The sequence below is a fragment of the Citrobacter sp. Cpo103 genome (assembly GCF_030332605.1).
Lineage (GTDB): Bacteria > Pseudomonadota > Gammaproteobacteria > Enterobacterales > Enterobacteriaceae > Citrobacter > Citrobacter portucalensis.
This window is the reverse complement of the sequence record NZ_JAOWHO010000035.1, coordinates 854,514-873,477: the sequence shown is the minus strand read 5'-3', so window position 1 is coordinate 873,477 and position 18,964 is coordinate 854,514. Positions and strand designations below refer to the sequence as shown.

Genomic DNA, 18,964 nt, shown 5'->3' with positions numbered 1-18,964 from the left:
ATGGCCTTTATGTTAAGTCCTCTGCTCAAACGCTATACCTGGAACAGCACATGGCTGTACTACGTGCGGATTTTTATCGCGCTATGCGGCACAACAGCGCTGCCCTGGTGGCTGGGCGATGTCAAGCTGACCATCCCGCTCACGCTGGGCATGGTCGCTGCCGCACTTACCGATCTGGACGATCGTCTCGCAGGCCGACTACGCAATTTAATCATCACACTGGTGTGCTTTTTTATTGCCTCAGCCTCCGTTGAACTGCTCTTCCCATGGCCATGGCTGTTTGCTATTGGGTTAACGCTTTCCACCAGCGGCTTTATTCTGCTGGGGGGATTAGGCCAGCGCTATGCAACTATTGCTTTTGGTGCATTGCTGATCGCCATTTATACGATGCTGGGCACCTCGCTTTACGATCAGTGGTATCAACAACCAATCCTGCTGCTCGCTGGCGCTATCTGGTATAACCTGCTGACGCTCACCGGACATCTTCTGTTCCCCATCCGCCCTTTACAGGACAATCTGGCACGCAGCTACGAACAGTTAGCGCACTACCTGGAACTGAAATCGCGTCTTTTTGACCCCGACATAGAAGATGAAAGCCAGGCACCGTTGTATGATTTAGCTCTCGCGAATGGCCAACTGATGGCAACGCTGAATCAGACTAAAGTGTCGCTGCTGACCCGCCTGCGCGGTGACCGTGGACAACGGGGAACACGTCGCACGCTACATTACTATTTTGTGGCACAGGATATTCATGAACGCGCAAGCTCCTCACATATTCAGTATCAAACGCTACGCGATCATTTCCGTCACAGCGATGTGATGTTCCGTTTCCAGCGGTTGATGTCGATGCAAGGGCAAGCCTGTTCACAATTATCTCGCTGTATTTTATTGCGCACGCCTTACCAGCACGATCCGCACTTTGAGCGAGCCTTCACCCATATAGATGCTGCACTTGAGCGCATGCGCGCCAGTGGTGAACCTGCCGACCTGCTCAATACGCTGGGTTTTTTACTGTCAAACCTACGGGCAATCGACGCGCAGCTTGCTACCATCGAATCCGAACAGGCTCAGGTACTCTCGCGCAATGAGTCTGAGAACCAGCTTGCCGATGATAGTCCCCATGGATTCAGTGATATCTGGTTGCGCCTGAGCCGTAATTTTACGCCCGAGTCCGCTCTGTTTCGCCATGCTATCCGTATGTCGCTGGTGCTCTGCGTCGGCTATGCCATTATCCAGATAACCGGTATGAATCACGGGTACTGGATCCTGTTGACCAGTCTGTTTGTCTGTCAGCCAAACTACAATGCCACCCGACATCGCCTGGCGCTCAGGATTATCGGCACGTTGGTTGGGATTGCCATCGGTTTACCGATCCTGTGGTTTGTGCCCTCTCTCGAGGGGCAACTGATACTCCTGGTGATCACTGGCGTACTGTTTTTTGCCTTTCGCAACGTCCAGTATGCGCATGCCACCATGTTTATCACGCTGCTGGTGTTACTGTGCTTTAACCTGCTCGGCGAAGGTTTTGAGGTTGCGCTGCCGCGTGTCATCGATACGCTAATTGGCTGTGCTATCGCCTGGGCTGCTGTCAGTTTCATCTGGCCAGACTGGCGTTTTCGTAACCTACCACGGGTAATTGAACGGGCGACTGACGCTAACTGCCGCTACCTTGATGCAATTCTCGAACAATATCATCAGGGTCGTGATAATCGTCTGGCCTACCGTATCGCTCGCCGTGATGCGCATAATCGTGATGCTGAACTCGCCTCCGTGGTATCAAACATGTCGAGCGAGCCGGATGTCACGGCCCAAACCCGCGAAACGGCGTTCCGTTTACTGTGTCTCAACCATACGTTTACCAGCTATATTTCTGCGCTAGGCGCACATCGCGAACAGTTGACCAATCCAGACGTTTTGGCATTGCTGGATGACGCTGTTTGCTATGTTGATGATGCCCTTCACCATCAACCCGCTGACGAGCAGCGTGTATACCTGGCGTTAGAAGGGCTGAAGCAGCGAATTCAGCATCTGGAACCACGCCCGGACAGTAAAGAGCCGCTGGTCGTTCAGCAAGTTGGGCTATTGATCGCTCTACTCCCGGAGATCCGGCGATTACAGCAGCAAATTGACGTGCTGCCGTCTAATACCCCGGTTCCGGCGTAAGAGAACTTACCCACTCAACCAGCTCCTGGCGACGCGTCGCCGGGAGCGCGGCTTCATGTATCCCCCCTACCGCGCCTTCAAGGGCATAGAGTACTTTTACCGTCAGAGCCGGGTTATTTTGCCGAAGTTTCAGCCAGCACATTTGTGCTCCCAACGATCGCATGGTCCCCTCATCTTTAATTCCAGCTTCATTCAGCAGGGTCTCCAGATGAAACGTCATATTCGGCAATTCCCGCAGACGATGCTGGGCAAAGCGACTTTGTTTCTCCTTAACCGCAGCATCCAACGAATATCGCGATAACGACACCAGCTGCTGCTGGTTTTGCCACAGGGCATCGTTCACCTGGTAATAATTAAGTACAAGAGGACGTCCGCGCTTAATAAATGTCAGCCAGACAGGAGAATTTTGTACACAATACTGGGCGCTCTGCTCACAGGCGCGAAGATACAGCTCACCATTAGCGACCATGGCAAAGACCGTATCGCCAACTGTCAGACTGTAGCCACCAAACAGTGAGCGATAGTGAATTGTCCCCAGAGAAGCCAGATATTCCTGCGATTTATAGATCCTTGCATAAGAAAGCTCTTTCATAAAAATCCTTTTTAAATCATAACGTAAGCAAATGATTTTCAGTAGCGGATCCGTTAATGACGAAAATAGGCAACTTATGCGTATGGGGCAAGATGAATTTTATTTTTCCCGTGACGACGACTAAAAATTGCGAACCTGTTTCCGAAAATAAGGTTGATCTTTGTTGATGGCAGGGTTACTGTATATCCATACAGTAACTCACAGGGCTGGATTGATTATGTACACTTCAGGCTATGCAAATCGTTCATCGTCGTTCTCTTCCACATCAAGCAACATTGCGCGCGTTTCATCAGAGAACGCAACCGCTGGGCTTATCAGTGAAGTTGTCTATCGCGAGGACCAGCCCATGATGACACAACTGCTGCTGCTTCCCCTGCTGCAACAGTTAGGGCAACAATCACGCTGGCAGCTGTGGCTGACGCCTCAGCAAAAATTAAGTCGGGAGTGGGTGCAGTCAGCTGGACTTCCATTGACGAAAGTCATGCAAATTAGTCAGCTCTCCCCCTGCAATACGCTGGAATCAATGATTCGTGCGCTACGCACGGGTAATTACAGTGTTGTCATTGGCTGGCTGGCGGAAGAATTAACGGAAGATGAACATGCCGAATTGGTCAAAGCGGCTGATGAAGGTAATGCGATGGGTTTTATCATGCGTCCGGTTCGCGCCCAGACACTTGCGGGGAGACAGCATTCCGGGCTAAAAATTCACTCGAATTTGTATCATTGAGTAAAATTAGGATTTATCCTGGAATTTTTTTTCATCTCTCAATTTGTCTTTGAGCTGTAATGTGTTTTTCGTCTGAACGCTTGTCAGAAGCGGTTTTCAGGATATCCTCAGTACATTTATTCAGCTATAAATGTTAAATATTGTGTATACAAGCCTTTTTTTTTCATATGCCTGACGGACTTCACACTTGTAAGTTTTCAACTACGTTGTAGACTTTACATCGCCAGGGGTGCTCGGCGTAAGCCGCAGATATCGGTAGAGTAACTATTGAACTGGTCCCCGGGTGAAGGATTTAACCGTGTTATCTCTCTTCGGAGATATTCATGGCGAATTTTGGATGATAACGAGGCGCAAAAAATGAAAAAGACAGCTATCGCAATTGCAGTGGCACTGGCTGGTTTCGCTACCGTGGCGCAGGCCGCTCCGAAAGATAACACCTGGTATACTGGTGCTAAACTGGGCTGGTCTCAGTTCCATGATATTGGCAACAACCGTATCGACAACAACGGTCCGACCCACGAAAGCCAACTGGGTGCCGGTGCGTTCGGTGGTTACCAGGTTAACCCGTACGTTGGTTTTGAAATGGGTTACGACTGGTTAGGCCGTATGCCATACAAAGGCAGCGAGCAGAATGGCGCTTTCAAAGCTCAGGGCGTTCAGCTGACCGCTAAACTGGGTTACCCAATCACTGACGATCTGGACGTTTATACCCGTCTGGGTGGTATGGTTTGGCGTGCAGACGCTAAAAACAACACTGGCTTCAAAGACCACGACACTGGTGTATCCCCAGTATTCGCTGGTGGCGTAGAGTATGCAATTACTCCTGAAATCGCTACCCGTCTGGAATACCAGTGGACCAACAACATCGGTGACGCGAACACCGTTGGCGGTCGTCCAGATAACGGTCTGTTGAGCGTTGGTGTTTCTTACCGTTTCGGCCAGCAGGAAGAAGCAGCTCCAGTAGTTGTTGCTCCGGCTCCGGCTCCAGAAGTACAGACCAAGCACTTCACTCTGAAGTCTGACGTTCTGTTCAACTTCAACAAAGCAACTCTGAAACCAGAAGGCCAGCAGGCTCTGGACCAGATGTACAGCCAGCTGAGCAACCTGGATCCGAAAGACGGTTCCGTAGTGGTTCTGGGCTTCACTGACCGCATCGGTTCTGACGCTTACAACCAGGCGCTGTCCGAGAAACGTGCTCAGTCCGTTGTTGATTACCTGATCTCTAAAGGTATTCCTTCTGACAAAATCTCTGCACGTGGCATGGGTGAATCCAACCCAGTTACTGGCAACACCTGTGACAACGTGAAAGCTCGCGCTGCACTGATCGACTGCCTGGCTCCGGATCGTCGTGTTGAGATCGAAGTTAAAGGCATCAAAGACGTTGTAACTCAGCCTCAGGCTTAAGTTATCGTCTTATAAAAAACCCCGCCATGCGGGGTTTTTTTTCATCTTTTTTCATCCAAAGTAAGCCACGTGTTAAACCAGCCGACCGCTACTCTTTTCCCAGCAACGCCTGTAAATCCTGTTTCAATGTCGACATTTTGTTCGCGTACTTCTCTTTATGCTCTGCGTCTTCAATTAGCTGCACAATAGTTTCAGAAAGCGTTTTTCCGCGCCGCTGCGCAAGACCAGCCAGACGCTGCCAGACCATGAACTCCAGATCGATGGATTTCTTCCGGGTATGCTGATGCTCAGCATTAAAGTGCCGCTTGCGCCTGGCACGTATGGTTTGTTTCATACGATTAAGCAGCGCAGAATTCATGTGTTCTTCAATCCAGGCATTAACCCGAACCGGTTCATTTTCGAGGGTTAGCAATAAATCAACGGCTTCTTTGGCAGCGCTGGCCTCGACGTAACGGGTGATTAATTCCCCCTCACGATGCTTCTTCACCAGATACTTCCATTTCCAGCCGCTTTCAAGGTTTTCAAGTTGTTGATATTTCATTGCGATCTCAATGTTACCGTGTAACTCTTATCAGAATATCAGCTTTTTCGGCATCTGAAGAAAAGAATATCCAGCCTGTGAACTGCCGCGCGTCATCACAACCGTTTCACGGCGCTTTCCAGGTGTTTAGTGGTGAGGGTTACGGTATAATCTCGTTTTTTACAACAGACTAAAAAACATCAACTTTGACCATTACGAAACTTGCATGGCGTGATCTGGTTCCTGATACCGACAGTTATCAGGAAGTATTTGCACAGCCGCACGTCACTGACGACACCGACACCTTACTTAGTGATACTCAGCCACGTTTACAATTCGCGCTAGAGCAGCTTCTTCAGCACTGGACAACATCCTCGTTCATGTTGGTAAAAGCACCGGAAGAGCTTGAGTATCTCAACCTTATTGCAAAGGCTGCACGTCCCTTGCACACGGATGCAGGAAGCCTGACTGGCGGTCATTACGACATCTCCGGTCACACTATTCGTTATCGTACAGCTGAGAAAGCGGAAGACAATTTTGCGACGTTGACGCAGGTGGTCAGCGCTGACTGGGCCGAAGCCGAACAACTGTTTGGCTGTCTGCGTCAGTTCAATGGAGAAATTACGCTGCAGCCAGGTCTGGTACATCAGGCCAATGGAGGTGTGCTGGTTATCTCATTGCGCACGCTGTTGGCCCAACCTCTGTTGTGGATGCGCCTGAAAGCCATTGTCAGCCACGAACGTTTTGATTGGGTAGCTTTTGATGAGTCTCGCCCGCTGCCTGTCTCCGTTCCCCCTATGCCGCTTAAACTGAAAGTTATTTTGGTGGGTGAGCGTGAATCGCTGGCGGATTTCCAGGACATGGAACCAGAGCTGGCTGAGCAGGCCATTTACAGCGAGTTTGAAGATAATCTGCAGATAGTGGATGCCGAAACCATGACGCAATGGTGTCAGTGGGTCACGCATACCGCCATACGCAATAATTTGCCCTACCCCGCTCCAGATGCCTGGCAGGTTCTGATCCGTGAAGCCGTTCGCTATACCGGTGAACAGGAAACATTGCCGCTTAACCCGCTGTGGATCACCCGACAGTTCAAAGAGGTGGCTCCGTTATGCGAGGGCGAAACCTGCAACGCTGAGCAGTTCAGCCTGATGCTGGCTCAGCGCGAATGGCGTGAGGGATTCCTGGCTGAACGCATGCAGGATGAAATTCTGCAAGAGCAGATCCTTATCGAGACAGAAGGCGAGCGTATTGGCCAGATCAACGCCTTGTCGGTAATTGAGTTTCCAGGCCACCCACGCGCATTTGGCGAGCCTTCTCGTATCAGTTGCGTCGTGCATATTGGCGACGGCGAGTTTACGGATATTGAGCGCAAAGCCGAGCTCGGCGGAAATATTCATGCCAAGGGTATGATGATTATGCAGGCGTTCCTGATGTCGGAACTCCAGCTTGAGCAACAAATCCCCTTCTCTGCCTCACTGACCTTTGAGCAATCTTACAGCGAAGTGGACGGTGACAGCGCGTCTATGGCAGAACTGTGCGCATTGATTAGCGCCCTCGCCGACGTTCCTGTTAATCAAAGTATCGCCATTACAGGTTCTGTCGATCAGTTTGGTCGGGCACAACCTGTCGGTGGTCTGAATGAGAAAATTGAAGGTTTCTTCGCCATCTGCCAGCAGCGCGAACTGACAGGCACACAGGGCGTTATCATTCCTTCGGCTAACGTCAGACACCTCAGCCTGCAGCCTGCGCTGCTACAGGCCATAGAAGAAGAAAAATTCACTATCTGGGCGGTGGACGACGTGACTGATGCGCTGCCACTGTTGTTAAATCTGGTGTGGGATGGCGAAGGCCAGACAACGCTGATGCAAACCATTCAGGAGCGTATTGCCACGGCAACGCAACAGGAAGGTCGTCACCGTTTCCCATGGCCGCTACGTTGGCTGAACTGGATTATTCCGAACTGATCGGACTTGTTCAGCGTACACGTGTTAGCTATCCTGCGTGTTTCAATAAAATAAGGCTTACAGAGAACATGGTAGATAAACGCGAATCCTATACGAAAGAAGACCTTCTTGCCTCTGGTCGCGGTGAGCTGTTTGGCGCTAAAGGGCCACAACTGCCAGCACCAAGCATGCTGATGATGGACCGTGTCATCAAGATGACCGAAACCGGTGGCAACTTTGACAAAGGTTATGTTGAAGCTGAACTGGATATCAACCCGGACCTGTGGTTCTTCGGTTGTCACTTTATCGGCGATCCGGTGATGCCGGGCTGTCTGGGTCTCGACGCCATGTGGCAACTGGTTGGATTCTATCTCGGCTGGCTGGGCGGCGAAGGTAAAGGCCGTGCGCTGGGCGTAGGCGAAGTTAAATTCACCGGCCAGGTTCTGCCGACCGCGAAGAAAGTCACTTACCGCATTCACTTCAAACGCATCGTTAACCGTCGCCTGATCATGGGCCTGGCAGATGGTGAAGTGCTGGTTGATGGTCGTCTGATCTATACCGCAAACGATCTGAAAGTGGGTCTGTTCCAGGACACTTCCGCGTTCTAATCCAGAACTGCGAAGCAGCCAGACATTAACGTTTCCCCGTTTTTTCAGGTGTGCAAAAAGGCGAAACCTCCGCTCTGCGGAGGTTTCTTTTATCTAAAGAGACAGAATCAGGCCATTAAAACCCTATCCCCCATGGCTTCTCGCCAGCCTCCCAGCCAGTATGACCTCTGATTCAGCGTCTGATAGGGACACATTTCTTTTGAGCGTCCGGCAATGCCGGCCTGATATCCACGTTGATGTGCCCGTTCCAGGCGATCTCGTTTTTGTCTCTTCATGCCTCGTTTCCCTCATTTTTGGGTCTGGTGGAAAAGAAAACAGTGATTACTAAGTGTGCAATCACACTAAACGAATACCCCTAAACATCAGGCTCGTCAATGCGCAAAATTCACGCCAGTGTCATATTTGTGAGCTACTCGCTAAATCATTTGTACAAAAATAGTCAGTCAGAACAGCTATCTCCACGGCTAAAAAAATAAAAAAAACCGCCCCGGGCAATGAACCAGGGGCGGTATAATTTACAATTATTTAAGCTTAAGGGATGCGTTTCAGCTCTTGAGCAATGGCCATTGCTTCCTGACTCCAGGCATTGGCAAGAACCTTCACCATCTCATCGTAGCCGTCTTTAGTCTGTACAGCTTCGATGTGGAATGGACGTTTGATCAGTTGTCCCTGATGATTCAGCAACCATTCACCGCTCACGATAACCTTACCATCGTACCGACCGTGGAAGCCGGTTACGGTAACGTTCAGCGTGTCCTGAGTGCTTCCCAGCGGCTGTGAAGCGACAACCCAGCCAGGCAACTGCATACTGAGGTTCGCAACCAGCGTATTGCGCAATTGCTGATCTAATGGGCTGGCCCAGAGATTATTATTGGCTATCACATATTGCACATCGCTGGTCTGGTAAACCACCCCATTACCGGCCAGATAATCAGGTACCGCAATCTGTTCAACCCACAGCAGACGGTTTCCCTGATTGGCAGAGCTCTGCACACCGCCTTGTGCGATAGGGAGCTGGTAATAGCTTTTATTTTCTCCGCTGGAGCTGCATGACGTCAGCCAGACCGCCATCATCACCACTAGCCACTTTTTCATTGTTTCGCCCTCTTCGGCTCTGGATCTTTTTTGTCCTTCGCTTCAAATACCAGCGCATTACTCTTATCGTTCAACGTTTTCAGTACCGGTTGCAGTTCACGCAGTACCTGATCAAGACGCTGCATATCCGCCACCATCTTGTTGTAGGCCGCGGAACCAGGCTGGAAACCCTGCATACTACGATTTAGTTCACGCAGCGTGTTCTGCATATCCGCCGGCAGATCCTGCATCGACTGACTGGACGTGATCTTGTTCATGTTATCCAGCGTAGTTTGCAGATGTTTCATTGTGCGCTGGCTTTCCGACAGCGTATTAGTTGCCTGCTCAATCATCGGGTTCAGCGGCAGATTGTTAATCTTATCCAACGCTTCCATCAGACGCTGTTGGATCTGCGCCAGACCACCGCTCACGGTCGGAATAATTTGATAACCATTAAATTCGCGCACACCAGTAATCGGCGGCTCTTTCGGGTAGAAGTCGAGATCGACATACAGCGCGCCGGTTACCAGGTTCCCGGTTTTGAGCGATCCTCGTAATCCGCGTTTAAGCAGTTGCTCCAAATGAGCGCCAACATCGGTATCCTCTCCCAGTTGCGCCTTCAGACGTTCTGGTTCAATACGCACCAGCACCGGAATGCGGTAATCATTGTTAAATACCTGACGCATATTCGGTGAGAAGAAAGGTACTTTACTCACCGTACCCAAGCGGATGCCACGGAATTCCAGCGGTGCACCAGGCTGTAGGCCACGAATCGAATCTTTAAAGAACATCAGGTAATCAATATGATCGGTATACAGTGAATCCTGAATACTTTTTTGATCGTCATAAAGATTAAACGCTGATTGTTGTGCGACCGGCTCGCCCTGCTCTAAACCTTCTGGCACATCAAAACTTACACCACCGCCAAACAGCGTGGAGAGCGAACCCATTTCTACGCGCATACCTGCTGAGGTAAGATCTACGGCGATCCCGCTGTCTTTCCAGAAACGTACATTGCTGGTCACCAGACGATCGTTAGGCGCATTGATGAAAAGCTGATAGCTGATCGTACGCTTTTGCGCATCAAATGTGCTGGTTTCAACCGAGCCCACACGATAGCCGCGGAAAAGCACCGGATCGCCTGGACTCAACTGACCGGCTTTTTTGCTGTCCAGAATCACACGGATCCCTTTTGCATCTGGCGGGGCCAGCGGCGGTGAATCCAGCAGTTGGTAATTTTCCAGCTTACTGCCTTTATTGCCAGGCTGCAGTTCAATATAAGCCCCGGACAATAGCGTGCCGAGTCCACTGATACCTTCACGTCCAACCTGCGGCTTCACCACCCAAAAGACAGAATCTTTATGCAGCAGCTTTTCCATTCCGGAGTTAAGACGCGCTTTAATCTCCACATGGGTCAAATCATCAGTCAGGGTTGCGCTCTCGACGATACCGACATCCACGCTGCGGCTTTTAATCGTCGTTTTGCCCCCTTCAATACCTTCGGCATTGGTGGTAATAAGCGTGACCTGTGGCCCCTGATGACTGTAGTGATAAAACAGTACCCACGCGCCAATGAGTGCAGTGACGATAGGGAATATCCACACGGGCGACCAGTTTTTTACCTTTTGCACTTTGGCTTCCCCACTTTTAGATTCCATGCTGTCAGGACTCCTCATGGCCTGGTTCTGGTTCACGGTCCCACGACAGACGCGGATCAAATGTCATCGCAGAAAACATTGTCATAATGACGACTAAAGCAAACATCAAAGCACCCATTGCAGGATAAATGTTCATTAACCCTCCCATGCGCACCAGCGCAGAGAGTACCGCAATCACAAAGACGTCGATCATTGACCAGCGACCGACAAATTCCACAACTTCATAAATCAGGTGCATACGTTCGCTGTCGCGTTTGCCGTGCCCTTTGGCATCCCAGCATAGCCAGGCAATGGCGATCATTTTCAACGTCGGCACCATAATACTGGCGATAAAAATAACCGCAGCCACCGGATAAGAGCCTTCGCTCCAGATTAAAACCACCCCCTCAAGTATCGTTGATGGCAGCTTTGACCCGAGCAGATCGGTAATCATAATCGGCAAAATATTGGCAGGAAGATAAAGCATGATTGACGTAAACAGTAATGCCAACGTCCATTGCAGACTGTTTTTACGCCGCACATAGCCTTTCGTCTGGCAGCGCGGGCACACCCGTTCATTAGCGGGAAGTATCGCAGTGCAGCAAGAGCAGGAACGCAGTCCCTGTCGAATGCCGGGCACACCAGGTTTTAACTCCTGCTTAATCACTGGCATTGGCGCAATATCATCCCACAGCCAGCGACGGTCAACGCACTGGAATGCGCGCAGTTGCAAAACGCAAAAGAAGCACCACGGAATAAAGCTGCTGCCCACGCCGATATCGCCGTAAGCCATGAGCTTAACGAAGCTGACCAGCACGCCGGCGAGGAAGATTTCCGCCATCCCCCAGCTTTTTAACTGGAACAGGACGCGTGCAAGACCCGCCTTAAGTCTTGCAGGCATCTGTACCCGATTCACCAGCAGCAGGATAGTCAGCAGGCAAAACGCGGGGACCAACTGCACGAATAATAAAAAGAAGGTGCCGAGACTGGCGTAGTCTTCAGAAAAGAGAACGCTGGGGATCTCCAGCAACGTGACTTCGCTGCTCACCCCTGCAACGTTCATATTCACAAAGGGGAAGAGGTTTGACAGAAGCAGCATGAATAATGCTGCTAAAACATAGGCGGTAGGACGCTGCCGCGGCGCGTCCCACTCCACCGTTAACGTAGTGCCACATCGTGGACATGCCGCTTTCTGACCATGCTCAAGGCGAGGTAACGCCACCAGCATGTCACACTGCGAGCACAAAATATGCTTCGCGGCATGGTGATGTTCGCACATATGTGCTCCTTTAAATTATGCGCCGTTCTTCAAAGACTCAAGATACTCCCAGCGCTCAAAGGCTTGCTCAAGTTCTTGTTCCGCTTCGTTCAGACTAGCTAATACCTGTTGTGTTTGCTCATGTGGCTGACTGAAAAAAGCGGCGTCAGCAACCTGCGCTTGTAGCCTTTCCAGTTTAGCTTCCAGTTCTTCAAGCTGCGCGGGGAGTTGCTCGAGTTCGCGCTGCAGTTTATAGCTTAGTTTGCTCGTGCCACGTTTGACAATTTCTGCTTTAGGAGCAACGGCTTCCTCTGTTTTTTTCGTGACCGGTTGTTTAAACGCCACATACTGAGATTGCTGGCTGCGCGCATCATGATAACCACCGACATAACGACCAATTTTACCGCCGCCTTCGAAGATCCAGCATTCAGTTACAGTATTATCCACAAACTGACGGTCGTGGCTTACCAGCAGTACAGTCCCCTGATAGCTATCAATTAGTTCTTCAAGCAGTTCCAGCGTTTCGACGTCAAGATCGTTCGTTGGTTCATCGAGAATCAAAAGATTGCTGGGTTTCAGAAAAAGACGCGCCAACAGCAGGCGATTTCGTTCCCCACCAGAAAGCGCACGCACTGGCGTCATCGCGCGTTTCGGATGGAACAGGAAATCCTGCAGATAACCCAGCACATGGCGAGGTTTACCGTTAACCATCACCTCTTGCTTACCTTCAGCCAGGTTGTCCATCACGGTTTTATCTGGATCCAGTTCGGCGCGGTGCTGATCGAAATAGGCCACTTCCAGCTTGGTGCCGACGTGAATGCGCCCACTGTCAGCCTGAAGCTGGCCTAACATCAACTTCAGCAGCGTTGTTTTGCCGCAGCCGTTCGGTCCGATTAGCGCAATTTTGTCGCTACGTTGTACCTGTGCGGAGAAATCTTTTACCAGCTGCTTTCCATCAACCTGGTAATCCACGTTCTCCATTTCGAAAACAATCTTGCCTGAACGGCTCGCCTCTTCGACCTGCATCTTCGCCGTGCCCATCACTTCGCGGCGTTCGCCACGCTCGCGACGCATGGCTTTCAGTGCGCGCACGCGGCCTTCGTTGCGGGTACGGCGCGCTTTGATCCCCTGACGGATCCAGACCTCTTCCTGCGCCAGCTTGCGGTCAAACTCTGCATTTTGTAACTCTTCTACGCGCAGCGCTTCTTCTTTCTCCAGCAGATACTGATCGTAATTCCCCGGATAAGTCACCAGCTTGCCACGATCGAGGTCGACGATACGTGTCGCCATATTGCGTATAAATGAACGGTCATGGGAAATGAAGATGATTGTCCCATTGAAGGATTTCAGGAACCCTTCCAGCCAGTCGATGGTTTCAATATCCAGGTGGTTCGTTGGTTCATCCAGCAGCAGTACACGCGGATTACTCACTAACGCGCGGCCCAGCGCCGCTTTACGCAGCCAACCGCCTGAAAGCGAAGAAAGTGCGGCGTTTGGATCCAGCCCCAACTGCTCCAGCACTTCATTAATACGGCTTTCGAGCTGCCACAGATTGTGATGATCGAGCATTTCCTGAACCCGCGCCATCTCATTCAGATTTCTGTCGCTCGGATCAGTCATCACCAGACGCGAAATATCGTGATAACGCTTGAGATACTCGGCCTGCTCTTCGATACCCTCGGCAACGAAATCATACACGCTGCCCTCAACATTACGCGGCGGATCCTGTTGCAGACGCGCCACAACCAGATCCTGCTCATAAATGATACGCCCGTCGTCAAGCCCCTGCTCACGGTTCAGGATCTTCATCAGCGTCGATTTACCTGCGCCGTTACGACCAACCAGACAGACGCGTTCGTTATCTTCGATATGCAATTCTGCATTATCAAGAAGCGGCGCATCGCTGAACGACAGCCATGCACCATGCATACTGATCAATGACATTTATTTATCCTTTCAGGCTGCGGTAATCAGCCAGCAATTGTGGATCTGACGGTTACGGGCAAAATCCTGGGAAAGCGTTTTTTGGGTAATTTCTTGTGCTTTCAATCCCAGTTCAGCCAAACCGTCGAGATCCATACGGAACCCACGTTTGTTGTTGGAGAACATGATCGTGCCGTCTTTACGCAGCAGACGTTTCAGATCCTTCATCAGCGCCAGATGATCGCGCTGCACATCAAACGAATCTTCCATACGTTTTGAGTTAGAGAACGTCGGCGGATCGATGAAAATCAGATCAAACTGTTCATTCGCATCACGCAGCCAGCCCAGGCAATCGGCCTGAATTAAACGGTGAGCGCGACCGCTCAGGCCGTTCAGACGCAAGTTGCGTTCCGCCCATTCCAGATAGGTACGCGACATATCGACCGTCGTAGTACTACGCGCACCGCCCAATCCTGCATGTACGCTGGCGCTGCCGGTGTAGGAAAACAGGTTGAGGAAGTCCTTACCTTTACTCATCTGCCCCAGCATGCGGCGCGCAATACGGTGGTCGAGGAATAAACCCGTATCAAGGTAGTCAGTCAGGTTCACCCACAGGCGCGCGTTGTACTCGCTTACCTCAATGAATTCACCCTTCTCATTCATCTTCTGATACTGATTCTTGCCTTTCTGTCGCTCACGGGTTTTCAGCACCAGTTTGTTTGGCGCGATTTCCAGTACTGACAGCGTGGCGGCAATGATGTCGAACAGGCGTTGACGTGCTTTTTGCGCATCAACCGTCTTCGGCGGGGCGTATTCCTGAACCACGACCCAATCACCGTAACGATCTACTGCAACGTTGTATTCCGGCAGGTCAGCGTCATACAGGCGATAGCATTCAATGCCTTCCTGACGCGCCCATTTTTCCAGCTTCTTAATATTCTTGCGCAGGCGGTTGGCATAATCTTCCGCTACCGTAGCAGGCTTGCTGTCCGCAGTGGTCTCTGCGACGTGATAATTCTTCTGCACACAATCCAGCGGCCCGTTTTTCGCTTTGAACTGCTTGTCGGCACGTAATTGCAAACTGCTGAGCAGATCCGGAGAAGCGCTGAACAGCGACAAATTCCAGCCGCCAAACTGGTTTTTCATCGTACGGCCCAGCAGGCTGTGCAGGGCAATCAGCGCCGGTTCGCTATCCAGACGTTCGCCGTAAGGCGGGTTACTGATAACTGTCCCATAGGGTCCTTTCGGCAGCGGATTGCTCAATTTGGCGACATCTTTCACGTCAAACGTCATCAGATCGGCGATACCGGCGCGGCGAGCATTACTACGCGCTTTTTCAATCACGCGCGCATCGCTATCGGATCCATAAAAATGCGAGGTATAGTCAGCCAGTCCCTTACGCGCACGCACCTGCGCTTCGGCTTTAACTTCTTGCCAGACGGCTTCGTCGTGTTGCGCCCAACCGCTGAAGCCCCAGTATCCACGGTGCAGACCCGGCGCGCGATCGGTCGCCCACATTGCCGCTTCAATCAGCAGCGTGCCGGAACCACACATCGGATCGAGTAACGGGGTTCCCGGCTGCCAGCCAGAACGTATAACAATTGCCGCGGCCAGCGTCTCTTTAATCGGTGCCTGACCCGCGCGATCGCGATAGCCACGCTGATGCAAACCGTCACCGCTCAGATCGAGCGCAATGCTGGCAGTATCTTTGTTCAACCAGACGTTGATGCGCAGATCCGGAGATTCACGATCCACATTCGGACGCGGCATATTTTTGCGGGTAAAGGCATCGACAATCGCATCCTTGACCTTCAGCGCGCCGTACTGGCTGTTACGAATGGTCTCGTTCAGTCCGCTAAAATGGACGGCAAACGTAGCACCAGGGTTAAATATCTCTGTCCAGTCGATTGCCTGAACGCCGAGGTACAGATCAAGATCGCTGTAGACCTTGCACTCTCCCATCGGCAGGATAATGCGCGAGGCCAGGCGGCTCCACATCAGGCTCTGGTAAACAAGCCGCGTGTCGCCCTTAAAATGGACCCCACCCTGAACGACCTGACACTCCAGCGCGCCGAGGTTTTCCAGTTCAGTTTTTAACAGCTCTTCCAGCCCGCGGGCCGTACTGGCAAACAGAGAATTCATAATGTCACTTTTACTCCGAGAAAATTGCTGCGCATTATAGCTAATATGGGCTGTATGTCATAAAGTTGAAGGCTTATTTTCATTCGAGGGGCTGTACAGTGGTCACGTTAACCCGACTTTTTATTCATCCGGTTAAATCAATGCGCGGCATTGGGCTTACGCATGCCCTGGCAGATATTAGCGGTCTCGCCTTTGATCGCATATTTATGATCACTGAACCTGACGGAACATTCATAACCGCCCGCCAGTTCCCACAAATGGTCCGTTTTACGCCTTCCCCATTCCACGATGGGCTGCATCTTACGGCGCCAGACGGCAGCAGTGCGCTCGTACGATTTGCCGATTTCGCTCCTCAGGATGCACCAACAGAAGTATGGGGAAACCATTTTACCGCGCGTGTTGCGCCAGCGGCTATCAACCAGTGGCTTAGCGGCTTTTTCTCCCGTGAAGTGCAGTTACGCTGGGTCGGCCCGCAGCTGACGCGCCGTGTAAAACGCCATGTTGATGTTCCTTTATCCTTCGCTGATGGTTATCCCTATCTGCTGGCCAACGAAGCATCCCTGCGCGATCTGCAACAGCGCTGTCCGGCAAGCGTCAAAATGGAACAGTTTCGCCCCAATATAGTGGTTTCGGGAGCTGGTGCCTGGGAAGAAGATACCTGGAAAGTGATTCGTATTGGCGACGTCATTTTTGATGTAGCAAAACCCTGTAGCCGCTGTATTTTCACGACAGTTAGCCCGGAAAAAGGCCAGAAACATCCATCCGGTGAACCGCTTGCCACATTGCAAACCTTCCGTACTGCGGTAGATAACGGCGATGTCGATTTCGGTCAGAATCTTATCGCGCGTAACAGTGGCGTTATTCGCGTCGGCGATGAGGTAGAAATTTTGGCAACCGGCCCCGCCAGAGCGTACGGCGCGGCTGAATCAGACGAAACTACACCCGAACAACAACCTGATGCCACGGTGCTTATTGACTGGCAGGGACAGACCTTTCGCGGAAATAATCAGCAGGTATTGCTTGAGCAGTTGGAGAACCAGGGTATCCGGGTTCCCTATTCATGCCGGGCAGGCATTTGCGGATGCTGTCGAATTCGACTGGTAGAAGGCGAAGTTAGCCCGTTGAAGAAATCAGCGATGGGGGACGACGGAACGATTCTGTGCTGTAGCTGTGTTCCCAAAACGGCAATCAGGCTGGAGAGCTAAACCGCCTGCTCAAGGCTGAAACTGTCAACAACGGCCTGCGGTTTCAGTCTGTCATTCATTATTTTAATCGCATCGCCAAGCTGCATCGTACGCCCGGCGATAACCACGCCAGGTTGCGCAAGCAGGCAAAGCGCGGCGTTTTCACCCGGCTCAACCACTAACAGGTTTACCTGTTCATCGGTATCGCTTAAATCAACACAGGCTGCGTCACCCACGACCGGCGACCAGTTAATACCGTGTGCGACAAAGTGCCAGCTTTTTGGCATTTGCGGTTTGAGATAACGAATCGCCACCAGCGCATTAAGCACCAGTTCCGCTTTTTGTTCTTTGGCTAAATCCAGGTAGCGACATTTTTCTTCAAAGGAAAAATAAAGCGCGGCGTCATCAACACAAAAACCAGACGGAGAAAATGCATCAGGAGTGAGCATTTTACGAGCAAAACGCGAACGGAATAACATGCCATTGGCTAAATCGAGCATCATACGATCGTGCTCTTCATCATAATACCAGCGCCAGTTATCGTCGGGTTTAATTCGCATCAGTTTCTCTCCTTTCCTTAATCATCACCGTTACGACAGTATCCTTTTGCCGCTTCGTTTATTGCCCTAATAATAAAAGCTCAGAATGTTTAAATAAGCAACAGTAAAGGAATATAAAACAACCAGGGCTAGAAATAAAGCCCTGGTTTGTGATTAAGGTAGCATTCAGATATTGCTGACGATTTCTTTTATCAACGGCGGACCTTTAAAAATAAAGCCCGAATAAATCTGTACGAGGGTTGCACCAGCAGCTATTTTCTCACGTGCAGCAATCACCGAGTCGATACCACCAACGCCAATAATCGGCAGCTGACCTTTTAATTCCTGAGACAACTGGCGAATAATTTCTGTACTTTTTAATTGTAACGGTCGACCGCTCAGACCACCCATTTGATCGCAATTTTTCATTCCCTGAACAAGAGAACGATCGAGGGTGGTGTTAGTCGCAATTACGCCATCAATATTATGACGAACTAAACTATCGGCGACCTGGATCAGTTCTTCCACAGAAAGATCCGGCGCGATCTTTACCGCCACCGGAACATATTTATGGTGGATCGCTTGCAGATCGTTTTGCTTATTTTTAATTGCCGTCAGGAGATCGTCCAGCGCTTCGCCGTATTGCAGCGTACGTAATCCCGGCGTATTCGGTGAAGAGATATTAATCGCGATATAACCAGCATAAGCATAGACTTTTTCCATACAAATCAGATAGTCATCTTTGCCGTTCTCTACTGGGGTATCTTTGTTCTTACCAATATTAATACCCAGAATACCGTCAAAATGCGATTTTTTAACGTTCTCAACCAGGTTATCAACCCCGTGGTTATTAAACCCCATGCGGTTGATCAGACCTTCTGCATCGACCAGACGGAACAGACGCGGTTTATCGTTACCCGGCTGAGGGCGTGGCGTCACGGTACCAATCTCAATGGAACCAAATCCCATCGCGCCGAGCGCATCAATGCACTCCCCATCTTTATCCAGTCCGGCAGCAAGTCCGAGCGGATTTTTAAACGTCAACCCCATACAGGTAACCGGTTTTGCCGGTACTTTCTGGCGCACAAGCGCTTCAAGCGGTGTGCCGGTAATGCGACGTAATTGCTGGAATGTCAATTCATGAGCGCGCTCTGGATCGAGCTGAAAAAGGGCTTTACGAACGAAGGGGTAGTACATGAACTCTCCTGGATTCCCGGTGTGCAAACCGGGGGCGTATTATGTGCTAT

At 50.9% G+C, this 18,964-nt stretch carries 16 protein-coding genes; 6 read left to right on the top strand and 10 right to left on the bottom strand.

Annotation, left to right across the window (positions count from 1 at the left end):
• Positions 1 to 9: 9 nt before the first annotated feature.
• Positions 10 to 2,163 (top strand): YccS family putative transporter, encoded by a 2,154-nt coding sequence (yccS, locus tag OGX89_RS20610; RefSeq protein WP_126956790.1) that lies wholly within the window; start codon positions 10 to 12, stop codon positions 2,161 to 2,163.
• Here the strand turns inward: yccS and OGX89_RS20605 are convergent.
• The gene (locus tag OGX89_RS20605) at positions 2,141 to 2,755 is read right to left on the bottom strand and encodes a TfoX/Sxy family DNA transformation protein (protein WP_003831996.1); all 615 of its coding nucleotides are present in this window, start codon (positions 2,753 to 2,755) and stop codon (positions 2,141 to 2,143) included. The two genes, yccS and OGX89_RS20605, sit on opposite strands and share 23 nt — an antisense overlap.
• A gap of 217 nt (positions 2,756 to 2,972) precedes the next feature.
• Here OGX89_RS20605 and sulA point away from each other — a divergent pair, with 217 nt between their 5' ends.
• Together sulA and ompA are read left to right on the top strand one after the other, a co-directional pair.
• Entirely contained in the window at positions 2,973 to 3,482 is a 510-nt protein-coding gene (sulA, locus tag OGX89_RS20600; RefSeq protein WP_008784287.1) for an SOS-induced cell division inhibitor SulA, read from the top strand.
• A 357-nt stretch (positions 3,483 to 3,839) separates the two neighbouring features.
• Positions 3,840 to 4,886 (top strand): porin OmpA, encoded by a 1,047-nt coding sequence (gene ompA, locus OGX89_RS20595; protein ID WP_126318575.1) that lies wholly within the window; start codon positions 3,840 to 3,842, stop codon positions 4,884 to 4,886.
• Positions 4,887 to 4,974: 88 nt separating this feature from the next.
• Here ompA and matP read toward each other — a convergent pair whose 3' ends face one another.
• Positions 4,975 to 5,427 carry a macrodomain Ter protein MatP gene (matP, locus tag OGX89_RS20590; protein ID WP_003831992.1) on the bottom strand — a complete coding sequence of 151 codons (453 nt, stop codon included), beginning with the start codon at positions 5,425 to 5,427 and terminating at the stop codon, positions 4,975 to 4,977.
• Between the two features lie 185 nt (positions 5,428 to 5,612).
• Here matP and OGX89_RS20585 point away from each other — a divergent pair, with 185 nt between their 5' ends.
• Complete coding sequence (locus tag OGX89_RS20585; protein WP_126956788.1) at positions 5,613 to 7,373, top strand: AAA family ATPase; 1,761 nt, start codon at positions 5,613 to 5,615, stop codon at positions 7,371 to 7,373.
• 68 nt (positions 7,374 to 7,441) lie between these two features.
• Positions 7,442 to 7,960: a bifunctional 3-hydroxydecanoyl-ACP dehydratase/trans-2-decenoyl-ACP isomerase gene (gene fabA / locus OGX89_RS20580; protein WP_003035875.1), complete on the top strand. Its 519-nt coding sequence runs from the start codon at positions 7,442 to 7,444 to the stop codon at positions 7,958 to 7,960.
• Between the two features lie 107 nt (positions 7,961 to 8,067).
• On the opposite strand, the gene rmf is transcribed toward fabA, so the two are convergent.
• The 6 genes from rmf to rlmKL all read right to left on the bottom strand — a co-directional run bounded on the left by rmf (position 8,068) and on the right by rlmKL (position 15,994).
• A complete protein-coding gene (rmf, locus tag OGX89_RS20575; protein ID WP_003035871.1) occupies positions 8,068 to 8,235 on the bottom strand; it encodes a ribosome modulation factor in 168 nt (55 codons plus the stop codon).
• 256 nt (positions 8,236 to 8,491) lie between these two features.
• Complete coding sequence (gene pqiC / locus OGX89_RS20570; RefSeq protein ID WP_003831985.1) at positions 8,492 to 9,055, bottom strand: membrane integrity-associated transporter subunit PqiC; 564 nt, start codon at positions 9,053 to 9,055, stop codon at positions 8,492 to 8,494.
• Positions 9,052 to 10,692 (bottom strand): intermembrane transport protein PqiB, encoded by a 1,641-nt coding sequence (gene pqiB, locus OGX89_RS20565; RefSeq protein WP_003831983.1) that lies wholly within the window; start codon positions 10,690 to 10,692, stop codon positions 9,052 to 9,054. Before pqiB ends, pqiC begins: the two co-directional genes overlap by 4 nt.
• 4 nt (positions 10,693 to 10,696) lie before the next feature.
• The gene (gene pqiA / locus OGX89_RS20560) at positions 10,697 to 11,950 is read right to left on the bottom strand and encodes a membrane integrity-associated transporter subunit PqiA (protein ID WP_003831981.1); all 1,254 of its coding nucleotides are present in this window, start codon (positions 11,948 to 11,950) and stop codon (positions 10,697 to 10,699) included.
• 15 nt (positions 11,951 to 11,965) lie between these two features.
• Positions 11,966 to 13,873 carry an ABC transporter ATP-binding protein gene (locus tag OGX89_RS20555; protein ID WP_003831978.1) on the bottom strand — a complete coding sequence of 636 codons (1,908 nt, stop codon included), beginning with the start codon at positions 13,871 to 13,873 and terminating at the stop codon, positions 11,966 to 11,968.
• A 12-nt stretch (positions 13,874 to 13,885) separates the two neighbouring features.
• Complete coding sequence (gene rlmKL / locus OGX89_RS20550; protein WP_191235632.1) at positions 13,886 to 15,994, bottom strand: bifunctional 23S rRNA (guanine(2069)-N(7))-methyltransferase RlmK/23S rRNA (guanine(2445)-N(2))-methyltransferase RlmL; 2,109 nt, start codon at positions 15,992 to 15,994, stop codon at positions 13,886 to 13,888.
• Between the two features lie 98 nt (positions 15,995 to 16,092).
• Here rlmKL and OGX89_RS20545 point away from each other — a divergent pair, with 98 nt between their 5' ends.
• Positions 16,093 to 17,199: a YcbX family protein gene (locus OGX89_RS20545; RefSeq protein ID WP_126318582.1), complete on the top strand. Its 1,107-nt coding sequence runs from the start codon at positions 16,093 to 16,095 to the stop codon at positions 17,197 to 17,199.
• Here OGX89_RS20545 and zapC read toward each other — a convergent pair.
• A complete protein-coding gene (gene zapC / locus OGX89_RS20540) occupies positions 17,196 to 17,738 on the bottom strand; it encodes a cell division protein ZapC (RefSeq protein ID WP_003035852.1) in 543 nt (180 codons plus the stop codon). The genes OGX89_RS20545 and zapC overlap by 4 nt on opposite strands.
• 165 nt (positions 17,739 to 17,903) lie before the next feature.
• Complete coding sequence (pyrD, locus tag OGX89_RS20535) at positions 17,904 to 18,914, bottom strand: quinone-dependent dihydroorotate dehydrogenase (RefSeq protein WP_003831973.1); 1,011 nt, start codon at positions 18,912 to 18,914, stop codon at positions 17,904 to 17,906.
• Positions 18,915 to 18,964 lie beyond the last annotated feature (50 nt).